This window comes from Verrucomicrobiota bacterium, from assembly GCA_016200005.1.
GTDB lineage: Bacteria > Verrucomicrobiota > Verrucomicrobiia > Limisphaerales > PALSA-1396 > PALSA-1396.
The window spans coordinates 1-13,570 of the sequence record JACQFP010000087.1 but is presented as its reverse complement, the minus strand read 5'-3'; the positions used below and the strand labels follow the sequence as shown (position 1 = coordinate 13,570).

General features: G+C 58.5%; 16 protein-coding genes. 1 reads left to right on the top strand and 15 read right to left on the bottom strand.

Annotated elements, in window-relative coordinates; genetic code table 11:
* Nucleotides 1-30: 30 nt before the first annotated feature.
* The 13 genes from HY298_27490 to HY298_27430 form a co-directional block, all read right to left on the bottom strand.
* Nucleotides 31-468 (bottom strand): SRPBCC family protein, encoded by a 438-nt coding sequence (locus HY298_27490; GenBank protein ID MBI3853988.1) that lies wholly within the window; start codon nt 466-468, stop codon nt 31-33.
* A complete protein-coding gene (locus HY298_27485; protein ID MBI3853987.1) occupies nt 441-806 on the bottom strand; it encodes a hypothetical protein in 366 nt (121 codons plus the stop codon). The genes HY298_27490 and HY298_27485 overlap by 28 nt, the downstream gene beginning before the upstream one ends.
* Complete coding sequence (locus tag HY298_27480; GenBank protein MBI3853986.1) at nt 803-1,633, bottom strand: class I SAM-dependent methyltransferase; 831 nt, start codon at nt 1,631-1,633, stop codon at nt 803-805. The genes HY298_27485 and HY298_27480 overlap by 4 nt, the downstream gene beginning before the upstream one ends.
* A gap of 3 nt (nt 1,634-1,636) precedes the next feature.
* Complete coding sequence (locus HY298_27475; GenBank protein ID MBI3853985.1) at nt 1,637-2,746, bottom strand: acyl-CoA dehydrogenase family protein; 1,110 nt, start codon at nt 2,744-2,746, stop codon at nt 1,637-1,639.
* A gap of 9 nt (nt 2,747-2,755) precedes the next feature.
* The gene (locus tag HY298_27470; protein MBI3853984.1) at nt 2,756-2,998 is read right to left on the bottom strand and encodes an acyl carrier protein; all 243 of its coding nucleotides are present in this window, start codon (nt 2,996-2,998) and stop codon (nt 2,756-2,758) included.
* Entirely contained in the window at nt 2,995-3,555 is a 561-nt protein-coding gene (locus HY298_27465) for a hypothetical protein (GenBank protein MBI3853983.1), read from the bottom strand. Before HY298_27465 ends, HY298_27470 begins: the two co-directional genes overlap by 4 nt.
* The gene (locus HY298_27460) at nt 3,542-4,264 is read right to left on the bottom strand and encodes a hypothetical protein (GenBank protein MBI3853982.1); all 723 of its coding nucleotides are present in this window, start codon (nt 4,262-4,264) and stop codon (nt 3,542-3,544) included. The genes HY298_27465 and HY298_27460 overlap by 14 nt, the downstream gene beginning before the upstream one ends.
* Entirely contained in the window at nt 4,261-5,106 is an 846-nt protein-coding gene (locus HY298_27455; GenBank protein MBI3853981.1) for a hypothetical protein, read from the bottom strand. The genes HY298_27460 and HY298_27455 overlap by 4 nt, the downstream gene beginning before the upstream one ends.
* Nucleotides 5,081-5,338 carry an acyl carrier protein gene (locus tag HY298_27450; GenBank protein MBI3853980.1) on the bottom strand — a complete coding sequence of 86 codons (258 nt, stop codon included), beginning with the start codon at nt 5,336-5,338 and terminating at the stop codon, nt 5,081-5,083. The genes HY298_27455 and HY298_27450 overlap by 26 nt, the downstream gene beginning before the upstream one ends.
* Nucleotides 5,335-6,441, bottom strand: coding sequence for an SDR family oxidoreductase (locus HY298_27445; GenBank protein ID MBI3853979.1), 1,107 nt, complete (start codon nt 6,439-6,441; stop codon nt 5,335-5,337). Before HY298_27445 ends, HY298_27450 begins: the two co-directional genes overlap by 4 nt.
* A gap of 1 nt (nt 6,442) precedes the next feature.
* Entirely contained in the window at nt 6,443-7,384 is a 942-nt protein-coding gene (locus HY298_27440; protein MBI3853978.1) for a hypothetical protein, read from the bottom strand.
* A 316-nt stretch (nt 7,385-7,700) separates the two neighbouring features.
* The gene (locus HY298_27435) at nt 7,701-8,036 is read right to left on the bottom strand and encodes a DUF5615 family PIN-like protein (GenBank protein MBI3853977.1); all 336 of its coding nucleotides are present in this window, start codon (nt 8,034-8,036) and stop codon (nt 7,701-7,703) included.
* Nucleotides 8,036-8,365 carry a DUF433 domain-containing protein gene (locus HY298_27430; GenBank protein MBI3853976.1) on the bottom strand — a complete coding sequence of 110 codons (330 nt, stop codon included), beginning with the start codon at nt 8,363-8,365 and terminating at the stop codon, nt 8,036-8,038. Before HY298_27430 ends, HY298_27435 begins: the two co-directional genes overlap by 1 nt.
* A 154-nt stretch (nt 8,366-8,519) precedes the next feature.
* Here HY298_27430 and icd point away from each other — a divergent pair, with 154 nt between their 5' ends.
* Nucleotides 8,520-9,881: an isocitrate dehydrogenase (NADP(+)) gene (gene icd, locus HY298_27425; GenBank protein ID MBI3853975.1), complete on the top strand. Its 1,362-nt coding sequence runs from the start codon at nt 8,520-8,522 to the stop codon at nt 9,879-9,881.
* A 74-nt stretch (nt 9,882-9,955) separates the two neighbouring features.
* Here icd and HY298_27420 read toward each other — a convergent pair whose 3' ends face one another.
* Complete coding sequence (locus tag HY298_27420; protein ID MBI3853974.1) at nt 9,956-13,066, bottom strand: LamG domain-containing protein; 3,111 nt, start codon at nt 13,064-13,066, stop codon at nt 9,956-9,958.
* 224 nt (nt 13,067-13,290) lie between these two features.
* Nucleotides 13,291-13,570, bottom strand: a 280-nt coding sequence (locus tag HY298_27415) for an endonuclease (protein ID MBI3853973.1), incomplete at its 5' end; no start/stop codon positions are given.

The window sequence follows — 13,570 nt, the reverse complement described above, 5'->3', positions numbered from 1 at the left end:
CGTCGGACGGATTCTACCTCCCGGCTTGGCTTACGATTCGACCAGCGCTTTGAGATTGGCGAGAGTTTCGCGCGCGCGGCTCTGGTTCATCTTTTCCAAAACCGGCTGCGCGGCGAAACGGGCGAGCAAGTTCTGCGGCACTTCGTATTCCACTTCCAACGCGACGCGCGTCTGGCTGCCTTCGGGTTGAAAGCGGTAAGTCCAGGTGCTCAGGGAGCCGGTGACGGTTTGGAATTGATACAAACCGGGAGGCTCCAAGCGTGAGCACTTGCTCTTGCCCGAGATGATCAGCCCGAACCAGTCGAACTCAAACTCCCACTCCTGACCGACTTTGGCCGTGGGCGTGGAAAGGTTGCTGATCCGGTTGAGGCCGGGGATGAAGGTGGTCGCCCGTTTAGCGTCGGCGATATACTCGAACACTTTCTGTGGCGGCACGGCAATCACAATGCTTTCGGTCGCGGTTGGCATGGTTCCTTTTCGATTTGATGGTAGCGAGCGGCTTTTCCCAACGCCGCCGCCACCAGGTTTTGTTTTCGCGGGGAGAATTTCTCCAGCCGCAGGGAAATCGTCGTGCCCCAGGCGCGCGGTTGCCACGTGACTTCGCCCGCGCCCGCTTCCAGGCGCAATCCATGGGCTTCGTCTTGTGCGTCCAAGGCCATCAGGGTGAGACTCTCTCTAAAAACCGTCCGCCAATCCACTGTTTTTCGATGGCACGCCAGCCACGTTTGCGCCAACTGTCCCGCCGACTGCCGGCATCGCCAGCGCCAGACCCAGCGCGCGTTTCGTTGGAACAGGCGCACATTCATTTGCGCGCGTTCAAAATGGTCTGGATGCCGAACTCATCCACCCGCGTGCGCACCTCGGCGAACGGCACGCGGCGGGCGATGGCTGCCAGTTGCGGCGGGGTGCGATAGTGGGTCTTGAGCTCCGCCAGCCGCAGCAAATAATCGGGCAGCCGCTTGCGCTTCATGCCGCTGGTAACCAGCAATCCGTCGGAACGCAGCACGTCAAAAAAAATGCGATACAACCGCTCCAACAGTTCATCGCTCAAAAATTCCGCCAGCCCGGTGCAGGTGATGAAGTCCGCGCCTTCGGGATACGTGGCGCGGTCGAGGGCGTCGCCGTGATGCGCGATGAAATTCGGCAGGCTGTTTTCTGCTGCGAAGCGCTTGTCTTGTTCCAACAAATCTGCATCCAGGTCAACACCATGAAACGTCACACCCTCCAATGTCTGCCCCGTTCGTTCGCGAAACAGCCGCGCTCCCTCTACCAGTTCGCGCGGGATGCCGCAGGGTGCGCTCACGACATCGAGCGGTTTGCCGTGGCCGACGCGCTCGGTGAGAAACCGGCACAGTTCATCGCGCGCCGCTAGGTAGCGATTGCGGAAGGATTGAACGGCAGGCATCGCCAGGAATTTCGCATCGAGCCAGCGACCAAAACGTCCGCGGCCCGAAGGGACATTACGATAGATGTGGTCGGCGAAGCGATAACTGCCCGAGTGTTCAATCCCTTCACGGCCGAGGTCGCTGGCTTGCACGAGCCAATAGACCAGCACGCTCAGTGGCCGGCCCTGTCGGAGCAGCTTCAGCGTGATGGATTTCGAGACCCGGGTGCGGTTGAAGAATTGCGCCATTGCTTAGAGTCGCAAATAAGCTGCGATCAGTTCCTTCATGATTTCGGGTGTACCGGCGGCGATGGTCAACGCCCGCGCGTCGCGGTAAAAACGGCTGATCCAGTGGTCGGCGAGATAACCCGCGCCGCCGTGCAATTGCAAACAGCGTTCGATCACTTGCTGCGCCGTTTGATAACTGAAGAGTTTGACCATGCCGATCTCTTTGGTGGCGTCCTTGCCGGCGATCCAGCGATTCAAAGCTGCGTAATTGAGTTGCCGCGCCGCCTCGAGTGTCGTCGCCATCTCGGCAAACTGATGTCGGATCGCCTGAAATCTCGTCAGGGATTTGCCGAATGCCTGTCGTTGGCGGGCGAACGCGACGGTTTTTTCCATCGCGTAATCGGCCCACGCCACACAGGCCAGGCCGCCGAACAAGCGCTCGCGATTGAGAGCCTGCTGCACGTAGCTAAACGCCGCGCCTTCGTCGCCGAGGAGACTGGACCGGGGCACGCGAACATTGCGCAGCATGATTTCGCCCATCGCCGAACTGTTCAGGCCGAGTGTGGCCAGACGCTTGACCCGCACACCTGGGGTGGCGGTAGAAATCAGCAACAGGCTGAGCGCACCCAGCCCGGGTTCGTCCCGCGTTCGCGCGGCCACGATCAAAAAATCCGCGCACGCACCGTTCGTGATGTAGGTCTTGACGCCGTTGACGACCAGGTGTTCGCGCTTCCGTTGCGCCGTGGATTGCAACGCGGCGAAGTCCGACCCAGTCGCCGGTTCGGAAACCGCCATCGCGCCCATGATTTTTCCTCTCCGCAACGGCGGCAAAAAGATTTCTTGCTGTGATTTCGTTCCAAGTTCAGCCAGCAACGGCGCGATGAGGTTGGACTGCACGAAAACGCTCAACGCCAGCCCCAGCGACTCGCTGCGCGGCAGTTCCTCAGCCAGCACCGCGTTGCCTTGCGGGTCGAGCGCGAGCCACCCGCGCTGGCCGAATTCTTCAAGCACCGTGCGCGGAAAGCGGCCGACGCGTTCCCACTTCGACGCGTGGGGCTTCAGTTTGCGTTCGACAAACGCGCGAACGTCAGCGCGAAACCGTTGATGGGTGTCGTTGAAGAGCGCAGTTCGCATGGCGCAACATCACGCGCGGGCGGCGACCGCGGCTTCAACCGCATTGATCACGTCCTGCACGGTTCGCAGTCGCCAAAGAGCCTGCGGATCCACCTCGATCTGAAACGTTTCTTCGACCGCCATGACACACTCGACCTGGTCCAGCGAGTTGACACCCAGCTCGGACAATTTGGCGTCAGGTCGCACGTCGCTCACCGGGATATGGGCGGCGCGGCTGATGATGCGGGCGATTTGTTGCTCAATAGATTTCATTCGAGGATCGCTTCTTCGGAGAATTGTTTCGCCACCATCTGTTGCAGCGCAGCGACTACGCGTTCGTCCACGGAGCGCCACCTGGCTTCGGCGGCTTCAACTTTTTCGTGCGGTTGCTGTTGCAACGTCTTTTCGATCCAGCCGGCGTGCTCGCCATTTTCCTCCTCCTCCATTTCGTGGAGGATTTGCGCGAGCGTGGCGCGCACTTGTGGATGAACATCCGGGCGGGCGAGATGGGCGCGATAGCTGGTGAGCACGCGCTTTTCGAGCGTTTCGGAAAGCACCAGCAGATCCACCAGTTCCTTCGGCAGGCCGCCTTTCGCTGCGTAATGGTTCTGGATCGTTTCGGTTTGAGGATCGAGCGGCACGCCGAGGGCGACGATGGTTTCACTCAGGAGCGCGGCGTGATGCGCCTCGGTCGCGCAATGTTGCGTGAGATGGACGAGCAACTCCGGATCGCGGTAGTTGCGCGCCAGCTTGCCCATGAACAGCGCGCCGTGCAGTTCACTGTTGCGGTAAAAATTCAACAACCAGATTTCCCGTTCAGTAACCCTCATGCAATGTTCCCTTCGCAAATTCCGTGAGACTGACGCCGCAAAGCCGATGCATCTTTTTGTTCAGCGTCAGAATCGCTTGCAAGTCATTTTTCTCCGAAACCGGAACTTTGGTCAGCACGTCCGCGCCGATGTGCCGAAAATTCAATCCCGCAGCCAGCACGCGTTCACGGCTGGCGGGTTCGCTCCGGAGGCGCGTTTCCAACAGATCAAACGCGAACTGCGAATGGCGGAATTCGTCCTTGGCGATGAACTCGACGATCTGCCGCAGCACCGGCTCGTTGACCTGGCGCGCGAGCCGGAGAAAAAAGTAAGCCGCGAAATGCTCGCTCACCATGTAACGCGCCAGTTCGCCGACGCCGTCCGCGACTTCGCGATCGCGGTTGCGCCGTCGCACCTCGATCAGTTCCGCTTCCGAGATTGGCCGATATTCCACAACTTCAAGGTAACGATTCAACACGTAAAAATGTTTGTAGGATTCGTAGAGCTGGATGGAGAAGACGGCGGTGGCATCGACCTGGTCCCACAGCGCGCGCATGAGTTGAGTGGTGTAGATCGGGAAGTACGATTCGATGAGGGCGGAATCGCGTAACTCGTCGAGCAGTTCGGGTTGGCTGCGGGCCAGCGCGGCATCGACACGGTTCCAGGCCACGTCCGACTCCAGAATCCAGCGCTGCAACTCCGCCTGCGTAAGATATTCGTCGTAAATCATAGCGTGTCTTTAACGCAAACTTCCGCCGCGGCCTCAACGCCACGTTGCGTCAGGAACGCGAGGACCCAACGCTCCAGCCCAAACGCAACGCAGCCGGAATGGGCGGTCGTTCCATCGGCCAGCGTGATTCCAAAGCGGCGACCAAAAAATGTCTCATGCAAATTGAACGAGGCCACGGCCAGATTTTTCTCGCCGTCGAGTTCCAGACGCAGTTCGTATTTTAATTGTTTGAGTTGCTGAAGCAATTTTTTCCCACGCCCTTCACCCCCGAAAAACGGATCGGTCGCCAGAGCGATTTCCCCAACCAATCCCAGCGACTTTGTGAATGTGCTCACCCGCCCCTGCCATTCGCTCCGTCGTTCCGCGACCCAGCCGGCTGGACCAACAAAGACCACTTCGCGCATCGTGAACTCCCACAGCCGCGCAAGCGATTCAAATCCGTCCGGTTCGCGACGAAAGCATTTGCCTACGCAAGTGAGTAGAAGCGGCTGTTCCAGACGCTTGCCCGCAAATTGCGCGTAGCAGTGATAACACACCGCCGGCGTCAAGGCGTGCGATTGTTCCGCACCGTTTGCGGTCACCCGCGTTGCCGTTTCGTCGAACGCGTCGAAATAGCCCGCGCGCTCCAGGGTTTTGCGCTCAATCAACGCGGGGAACTGAATTTCCATAGCGCCGGTTTCGCGGGCCAGCCGGACAAATTGCGCATCGAACCAATGCCACAACGCCAGGGGCTGTCCGCTGAGGATGACGCGGCCATCCCCGGCAGTGCGCAGCTCGCCGCGCCGCAGCAGTTCGGGCACGGGGTCAATGAACACTTTACTGGTTGGCGATTGGCTCGGCATCGTAAAAGTGTTCGATAATCGTTTGGACGGTGCGGAAGTTTTCCATCACCACGTCGCGGTCGGAAATGTTCTGACCCGTTTTCATTTCGACAAAAGCGATCAGTTGCAAAATCTTCAGCGAATCCACCAGTCCATCCGCAAACAGCGGGGTGTCCGCGTTGACGCGCTGCGCCGAGTCCGGCAGCAATTCGCCATTCACAAATTCCAGGAGCGAGGTCGTGGCGGTGTTCATGCTGCGACGCCCTCCATCTCCGGCAACGCGCGCGGGCCCCAACGGTGTTCCATGAGCCACTGAATGACGCGCGGATAAAATTCCCGCAAGCCGGGCCGCGTCACGCCGCTGTTCGCCAGAGCGCGAGCGCATTCCGTGTCGTCAAACTGCTTTGGAAACGCCAACTGCGGGGCGAAATGCTTTACCAGCGCGACGCTCTGGACGAGCGGTGAATCGCCGATTTCCTCGACGGACCGGGCGAATAATTCAAACGTCGGCAAATCGACAATGGCCGGCTTCTCAATCCCACGCTTGCGCCAGGCGGGTCGATGGCGCATGAACACTTTGAGTGTGAGGTCGAGAAATTCGTCCAGCGGCAGGGCATCGTCTCCCGCGCACACGTGAAAGGTCTGCCCCGCCGCAAACCGATGGCAAAACAACTCACATATCGCCGCCACTGCGTAATCCTGCGAGATCAAATCCACCGGACTGTCCGCCTGGCCGGGAATCATCGGCGCGAGACTACCGTAAAAGAAACGGATGGCGTGGTGAACCGCCGCGAGCTTGTTCACCGCACCTGTGGGCGCATCGCCAAGGATGGTGCTAAGGCGATAGACCGCGATGGGAAGCGCCGGGTAAGCCGCGCGCAGAAGTTGCTCAGCTTCGTGCTTGGTTTGCTCGTAGGCGTTGACGAAGCCACAGGCGTGTGTGAGTTCGGATTCGAGAATTTTACCGCAGCGCTTGCCAGCGACGTGGCAGGTGCTCAAAAAACCAAAGCGTTCCAGCCGCCGACAGCGCGTCGCCAGCGTGAGCAGGTTTTGCGTGCCGGCGACGTTCACGTGACGCGCCAAGTCCAGCGGCGCATCAAAGCGGGTGTGGGCCGCGCCGTGCAGGATGGCTGTCACCTCGCCGGCGAGTTCGCGCGCGGTTTCCGGCGACAGCCCGCAATTGTTGGGATTCGTCACGTCGCCCGGCACGAGTTTGACCTTCGGCAACTCGAAGTTGTCAGGTAAGTGACGCACTAGGACGTAAATCTTTTCGACCTCACCGACCGCCGCGAGCGCGGCCAGCAGCGGTCGGCCAACTGCGCCGCTGCCGCCGGTGATGAGGAGCATCTGTTTCATGTCAATGTTCCAATACCATGCAACTCCAGTTTGCGCCGAAACCAAAATTGAACAGCAAAAGTTTATCGCCGGACTTCAAGACACCACGATCCGTTGCGTCTTTGAGATTGATGAAATTGTCGGCGGCGATGACGTGGCCCTTGGTGGCGATATTGTCCGCCCAAAGCTTTTCCGGCGGCAAAGCCAGCAATCCCAGCAGGATGTCCCAGCTTCGCCGTGAGACGTTGTGCGGCAAAATCCACGCGAGTTCCTTTGATGCAACGCCGGCGCGGCCAAGCGTGTCACTGACAATATGCCGGGAGGTGGGAAAGTACGCGGCGATGATTTCGTTTTTGCGGGCGATGCTGTCCCAGTAGTAGCCCTTGGTGATTTGCTGGTGGGCAAGGATGCGATTCGTGTCCACGTCCTTTTCCACGAGCACCGCGCAGGCGCCGTCGGAAATCACGTTGTAAATGACTTCGCGTTTGACGGAAGGCGGAAACACGTCGGCGCTCACGCAAAGCGCGCGGTGGGCATCCGGGTTGGCCCTCAGAAAATTCGCGGCCGCCTTTACCGCGCTCATCAAACCGAGGCAACCCACCTGGCCGATGCCCAGCACCGCCGCGTTCAGCAACCCGAATTCATATTGCAGCTTGCTGACCGGATAATTGAAACCGCTCAGGAAGTCACCGGGATGGTCGTCCACAAAATGACTCTGCGGGAGGGCGCCGGCGTAGAAGAGCGCGTCGATTGATTCGGGCGGGATGGGATGGTTCTGCAAAAGTTGGCCGAGCGCTTGGGTGGCCAGGGCGACAGCCGGCTGCTCGCTCACGTGCGCGAATTCAAAACCGAACTCCCGCAGGCGCGCGGCGGGAGTATCCAGTTGTCCCGCCGCTTCCAATTCGGTCAGGCTGACACGCCGTTCCGGCAGCGCGTATTCGATGGCTGAGATTCCAACCTGCATGATTCGCGCGGCAACCTAAAGAATCGGTTGTGCGCTCACAAGCGGCAATTTGTCCACCGCCGCTTCCCGCTGTCGCCAAATTATCTTCCAACACTTTGGATTTGCCCGACGGCGGTTCGGCTTCATTTGCGCACGGCGCGGCGTCCCAGACCTTGATCGGCTCGTAAAAAGTATTTCGTTGCACCGGCGTGCGGCCGGCTTCGCGGATGGCTTTGATCATTTCGGTTTCAGTTTGCAACACCGACTTCGTCGCCTGCAGGCACCGACTTGGTCGCGTGCTCGCGCTGGTGGAGTTGCGGAGAGGTCGCGCCGGTTTTCATGGCCGATTTACGCGAATCAACTGCCCGTTCAGTGAGCTTTGATCACCGATGGCTTTGTGAATCCTCTCCGCCTGGCCCGCAAAATCCGCATCAAAAGTGCAAACGATAATGCCCGTGTGCGTTTGATCATTTCGATGTAGCCGAATGAAGTGGCGGCGATTCAATGTAAGCACAGCGCGATTGTCGCCTGTTGCAGTTTTGAGGACTTCATCATCCGGCAGAGCTTGGTCTGCCTTGCCAGCTTCCTGAACGGTCAAAACGTCGTGGCCGAGCGTGCGCAGCTTCTCGACGGCGGGAAGCGGAAAGTTTTCGTTGGAATAGAGCCGCGCCATCAGTCGGCTTCGTTGTCCTCAATCTGGCGGTTGATTTCGTCGCGATGCGACCGCACGTAAGCCCAGGCATTGGCCAGGTCTTCCGCGCGCAAAGTCGGATAGGAACGTAAGAGTTCCGCCTCGGACACACCCAATCGGCGTGCCTGTTCCAGCACCCACACCGGAATCCGCGTGCGGACGATGCACGGCTCGTCTCCGCAAACGCCGGGACGGCTCTCGATGCCGGGAAAGGCATCACTCAAATCACTGGCCGCCCAACGCAGCAATTGCGCCTTCTCCGCCCGCGTGAGCTTGGCGAGAATTTCTTCGGCTGCTTCCAATGCGCTCATAGAACGGTGGCAATGTAAGAGGGGAAAGTTCCTTCTGCAAGGACGCTTCACGCCGTGGCAATTTGTCCGTTCCACACAATTTCTACCCTTGCCGCGTGGCGCCAAAACAGATAAACCCCTGGCCTGAATTTTGAACGCTTAACAAAATCAAATCATGCCCTACCAAGACATCACCCCTCCCACCGGCGGAAAAATCTCCATCACGAACGGCAAACTCAACGTTCCCGAAAACCCAATCCTTCCGTTCATTCGCGGCGACGGCACGGGCCCGGACATCTGGGCCGCCAGCCAGCGCGTGTTCGACGCCGCTGTGCAAAAGGCTTATGGTGGCAAGCGCAAGGTCGCGTGGTTCGAGGTTTTTGCCGGGGAAACGGCTTTTAAGAAATTCAACAACTGGCTACCGGACGATACGGTGGTGGCGTTCAAGGAATTTTTGGTCGGCATCAAAGGGCCGCTCACCACGCCGATCGGCGGGGGCATCCGCTCGCTGAACGTGGCGCTCCGGCAGATGCTGGATCTCTACGTTTGTCTGCGGCCCGTCCAGTATTTCAAGGGCGTGCCGTCGCCGGTGAAGCACCCGGAGAAAGTGCAGATGGTCATCTTCCGCGAAAACACGGAGGACATTTACGCGGGGATCGAGTACGCCGGCGGCTCGCCCGAAGCGCAGAAGATTTTGGATTTTATCGCCAGGGAATTTCCGAAAGACTTCGCCAAAATCCGTTTCGGCACGAAGGAGGCGATTGTCGGCTACATGAAGTTGGCTTCGCCTGATCACGACGCGTCGCACATTCCGGTGCAGGTCGGCATCGGCATCAAGGCGGTTTCCAACGTCGGCACCATTCGGCTCGTCAAGTCGGCGATTGAATATGCTCTTCGTTTCAAACGCAAAAGCGTGACCATCGTGCACAAGGGCAACATCATGAAGTTCACTGAGGGCGCGTTTCGCGATTGGGCTTACTCGGCGGCGGAACGGATTTTCGGCGACCGGGTTTACACTTGGGCCAAGTGGGAACGGACGAAGAAGGAGAAAGGCGAAGCCGCGGCGAATGACGAACAGAAGGCGGCGTTAAAAGCCGGCGCGGTTCTCATCAAGGATGCCATTGCCGACATCACGCTTCAGCAGGTCCTAACGCGACCGGACGAGTTTGATGTCATTGCCACGCTGAACCTGAACGGCGATTACCTCAGCGATGCGCTCGCGGCGCAGGTAGGCGGCATTGGCATCGCGCCCGGCGGGAACATCAATTACGTCACCGGTCACGCGATCTTCGAAGCGACGCACGGCACCGCGCCGAAGTACGCGAACCTGGACAAGGTGAACCCTGGCAGCGTCGTCTTAAGCGGTGAGATGATGTTCCGCTATCTAGGTTGGACCGAAGTGGCGGACTTGATTTTGAAAGGACTAAACGGCGCGATTGGATCGAAGCAAGTCACCTATGATTTCGCCCGGCAGATGGAAGGCGCGACGGAGATCAAGTGCTCCGAGTTCGGCGACAACATCATCCAGCACATGTGACCCAAGCGAGGGGTGAAATGTGAAAGGACCGCAGCGGTCACGCTGCGGTCTTCTTGCATTCAAAAACCGTTCCATCAATCCGATCGCACGCGGAAGAAGCGGATGGGCGGATTCGTGGTTGGGAACGTGAATTGTGTGAGTGTTCCGTCGCCCGTGATGTTGGTCAGCACAATCCACACACCGCTGCTCAGGTTGGTGCGCGCTTCAACAATGTACGGCCGACCGGCCGCGGCGGTGAAGGCGAACTGGAGGTTGTTGCCGGATCGCTGCGGATTGACCAGTTGAACGGGCATCGGCGCAGACACCACGAACTCAGACGTGGCTTCGCTGTTGAGGTTGGCCTGCGCGCTCCAACTGTACAACGGGACGGAATTGCCATCCACGGGCGCACCGATTGTGATGTTAGGAACATCGTTGGTGAAGTAGTTAAGGTAAAATTGATTTGTGCCCGTGCTCAAAGCCGTGGTGAATACCCAGTTGGTGGCAGTGCCGGGCAGGTTGGTGGTGCCGATGGAGGAATTGGTGCGACTGACGTTGGCAAAAATTCCTTCAAAGGTGGCCGGGCCGCTCCAATAATAAGTCGGGATGCTGGGGACATTCGTGTTGCCGTTGGCGGGCGACAGGATGGTGACTTTTTGGAGAAGGTTCGTGGTCAGACCGGTGATGGAAACACTGAACTTGAATTGCTGTTCGCTGGGATCGTTCTTGTTGACGTAAATGGTCCACTGCCCATTGGTGCATTCGCTCACGAGACTGTCGAGGGAGGTCAGGTTGTCGGATCTCGACGAAAGCAACTCGCCCGCAAACTTGTCACTGGGCGAGTGGATTTCGTGCGTGGTAATCGGCGACGGACTGATCGCCGTGAATGACGGGAAACAGTAATAAACGTCGCCCAACGTCAGGTTCTGGTCGCGGACGATGTTCAAGAGGAACGTCGCCTCAATGTTGTTCGTCGGGGGCACGCCGCCGGTCGAGTCGGCGACTTGCGCGCCGGGGTTGTTGTGCAGGTAAGCAACTTCGCTGGCGGACAAAACGCCGGAGTAAAGCTGCACATCATCCACCAGTCCGCTGTAGCTGGAATAGGTCGTGCCACCGAGTGAGAAATAGTAATTGTTCCCGTTGAGCAGGTTGGTCGTCGCCGTCTGCGTCCCCTCCAACACACCGTCCACGTAAATCTTTTTTTCGCCGGTGCCGCGGTTCCGGGTGACGACGATGTGATGATAAAACCCATCGTTGACGTCGTTCGTTGAGTGAAGCGTGTCGATGTTGCCGAGTTCATCGCGGGTGGTGAAGGCGGCTTTCGCGCCGGTGAGAGCGACGGGTACGATGTCGTTCGTATTGCCAAGATCGTTATACGCCCAGACGATGGTCGCGCCATCAATCGCGTTGTCAGTGTCAACGCCAACCGAGTCACTCGTTTGGACCCAAAGAGAAAGTGAGAACGTGTCCGCCAGAACGCTGGTGATGTTGCTGAAGGCGTCACTCGGTGGTGTCATCGTCATGCTGCTCACGCCTGCGAACAAGACAGCCGCCGAGCCGGCAATGGCGTTCGTATCTTGCGAGTGGACAGGCGTGCCCCAAGAACTGCCACCATTGAAATCGTTGCCGTTGCCGGAATCGTCGTGCTCGAGCGGATTGCCTAGGTCGAACCGGTAATGCGCCACGTTCGTATGCGCGCCGCTTGGAGTCGCGGTCGTGTCCACGACGTTGGAACCGGGGTTGTTGTAGAGGTAGGCCACCTCGCTTGGAGACAGGACGCCGGAATAAAACTGAATGTCGTCCATCCGGCCGTTGAATCCGGCGCCATTGTTATAGCCAATGTCCAGAGCGTCAGGGCCGGTCAACATGCCGGTCGCGGCGAAAACGGAGGAATCAAGCGCGCCATTGAAGTAGATCCTTTTCTCGCCGGTCCCCTGATCGCGCGTCACCACGAGGTGAACGTATAGTCCGGTGTTGATGTCCGCCTGGGAATGGAGAATGTCGTGTGACGCGCCGCCGGTGTAAAAGGCCAGTTTGCTGCCGGTCAGACCCATGGGCATGACAGCGGTGTCCGTGTCGCCGTTCAAGGCGGAGACGATGCCTTCAGCGGAGAATTCCCCATCATCGTTGTTGCCGTGGACCTCCGAGGTTTTCAGCCACAACGAAACGGTGAAACTGCCGGCGAACGTGGCCAACAAGTTGGTGGGCGCATTGAGCCAACCGGCTCCACTTCCGCCATTGTTGTCGAAGTTTGCCGCGTAGGGACCGGCGAGAGCGTCATTGGTGGTGCTGGCATTGCCGCTGCCAAACCCGGAGATGGTCGAAACGTTGTTGCCGTGGCCGGAAACATCGGTCGCGAAGATGTCGTTATCATCAAAGGTGTAGTGCGCCACATTTGTGTGCCCGACGCTGGGAATGCCGGGCAGCCCGACGAAAAATTGCAGCGTGGCGTAATCAATCAACTGCGACGCAGAAACCCAGCCGGAGATGGCGTTGGACGAGTCGTCCCGCGGCACCGAAGCGACCACAACAGCGGTTGAGTTGCTGTTGTAGTTCACCGTGAAGTAGTTGGTGCCGTTCAAAAGCACGCCGGTACCCGGCCAACTGGTTTGTGCCGGTGGCAGAGCGGCGTTCTCACTAAAGATGCTGTCGATATCGCCAGCGAACACGCTGAGCGCAGTGTAATTGGACGGCCCCTGCCAGGTGAACAAAGGCTGGTTCGTGACATTCACCGCGCCGTTGGTGGGGAAGGAGATGCTTACCGGAGGAAAGGAGTTGCTGCTGACGCCTCCGGTATTCACGCTGAAGTTATAAACGTTGGTGGTGGTGGCGTTGGTGACGAAAATGGACCAGTTGGTCTGCGTGAGTCCTTGCAGGAACGAGGCAAAGTCCGGGTAAACCCAACCTCCGTTGCCGCTGACAAAGTGAAAACCATTGGTGCTGTCTAACCGATAGAGGATGGCCAGGCCGTTGGAAGGAGATTGCGGTGATGCCAGATAGTAATCGCCGACGCTTATGTTCGGTGGCGTGTCGTTCGTGGTCAAATCCGAAGAAAGAAAATAATATTGGCTGTCCCCGTAGTGGACGTTCCAGAGTGTCAATTGGAGCGTCAGACCGGCTCGCGCCGCGGGTGAGATAAGGATCAAGCCCAGCGCAAGTAAACACAGTTTCTTGGGAGCCATCATGGTGAGGAGAGTTTTCATCATCCTAGTCGGGTTGGTTTCTTGAGCGGGTGAAGCGTTGCCTGTCGTTGAGGGGTGATTGGGGAAAATGCGGCACATAGGAGTACGAAAGCAACTTGGCAAGCATGACATTTATGCACCCTGCAATTCTGGGAACTTCTTGCGTCGTTGTTTAGCACGAGCCGCCTTCAAATGCCAGCAGAATTTCCAGCGCCTTGAGTGACAAAAGTGGAACGCCACCCCGCGACTCACCCTTGAATAATCTGTTCGAGCTGCTGGCCGTCGATATTGGTGTTGATCTGCATCCAGAGCGGCAGGTGGTCGGAGAGTTGGAAGGTGAACTTTTCCTTGGTCAGACCAAGGGGAAATAATTCCTTGATGTGCGCCTCGTCAATGTAGAAATCCAGTTCGCCGCCGGCGTTGGTGAAGTTCTCCGGGTAGATCGCGTAATGCAGAATTTGATCGTAACGTTTGTCCTTCTCCAGGTTGCTCCCATGCGCGCCGAGCAACGCCTTGGGGACTTGCAGG

Coding starts and splice junctions, on each gene's coding strand:
- HY298_27440 (MBI3853978.1), bottom strand. CDS start 7,384: ATGCAGGTTGGAATCTCAGCCATCGAATACGCGCTGCCGGAACGGCGT.
- HY298_27450 (MBI3853980.1), bottom strand. CDS start 5,338: ATGAACACCGCCACGACCTCGCTCCTGGAATTTGTGAATGGCGAATTG.
- HY298_27470 (MBI3853984.1), bottom strand. CDS start 2,998: ATGAAATCTATTGAGCAACAAATCGCCCGCATCATCAGCCGCGCCGCC.
- HY298_27460 (MBI3853982.1), bottom strand. CDS start 4,264: ATGATTTACGACGAATATCTTACGCAGGCGGAGTTGCAGCGCTGGATT.
- HY298_27480 (MBI3853986.1), bottom strand. CDS start 1,633: ATGGCGCAATTCTTCAACCGCACCCGGGTCTCGAAATCCATCACGCTG.
- HY298_27420 (MBI3853974.1), bottom strand. CDS start 13,066: ATGATGAAAACTCTCCTCACCATGATGGCTCCCAAGAAACTGTGTTTA.
- HY298_27465 (MBI3853983.1), bottom strand. CDS start 3,555: ATGAGGGTTACTGAACGGGAAATCTGGTTGTTGAATTTTTACCGCAAC.
- HY298_27490 (MBI3853988.1), bottom strand. CDS start 468: ATGCCAACCGCGACCGAAAGCATTGTGATTGCCGTGCCGCCACAGAAA.
- HY298_27455 (MBI3853981.1), bottom strand. CDS start 5,106: ATGCCGAGCCAATCGCCAACCAGTAAAGTGTTCATTGACCCCGTGCCC.
- HY298_27485 (MBI3853987.1), bottom strand. CDS start 806: ATGAATGTGCGCCTGTTCCAACGAAACGCGCGCTGGGTCTGGCGCTGG.
- icd (MBI3853975.1), top strand. CDS start 8,520: ATGCCCTACCAAGACATCACCCCTCCCACCGGCGGAAAAATCTCCATC.
- HY298_27435 (MBI3853977.1), bottom strand. CDS start 8,036: ATGGCGCGGCTCTATTCCAACGAAAACTTTCCGCTTCCCGCCGTCGAG.
- HY298_27430 (MBI3853976.1), bottom strand. CDS start 8,365: ATGAGCGCATTGGAAGCAGCCGAAGAAATTCTCGCCAAGCTCACGCGG.
- HY298_27475 (MBI3853985.1), bottom strand. CDS start 2,746: ATGCGAACTGCGCTCTTCAACGACACCCATCAACGGTTTCGCGCTGAC.
- HY298_27445 (MBI3853979.1), bottom strand. CDS start 6,441: ATGAAACAGATGCTCCTCATCACCGGCGGCAGCGGCGCAGTTGGCCGA.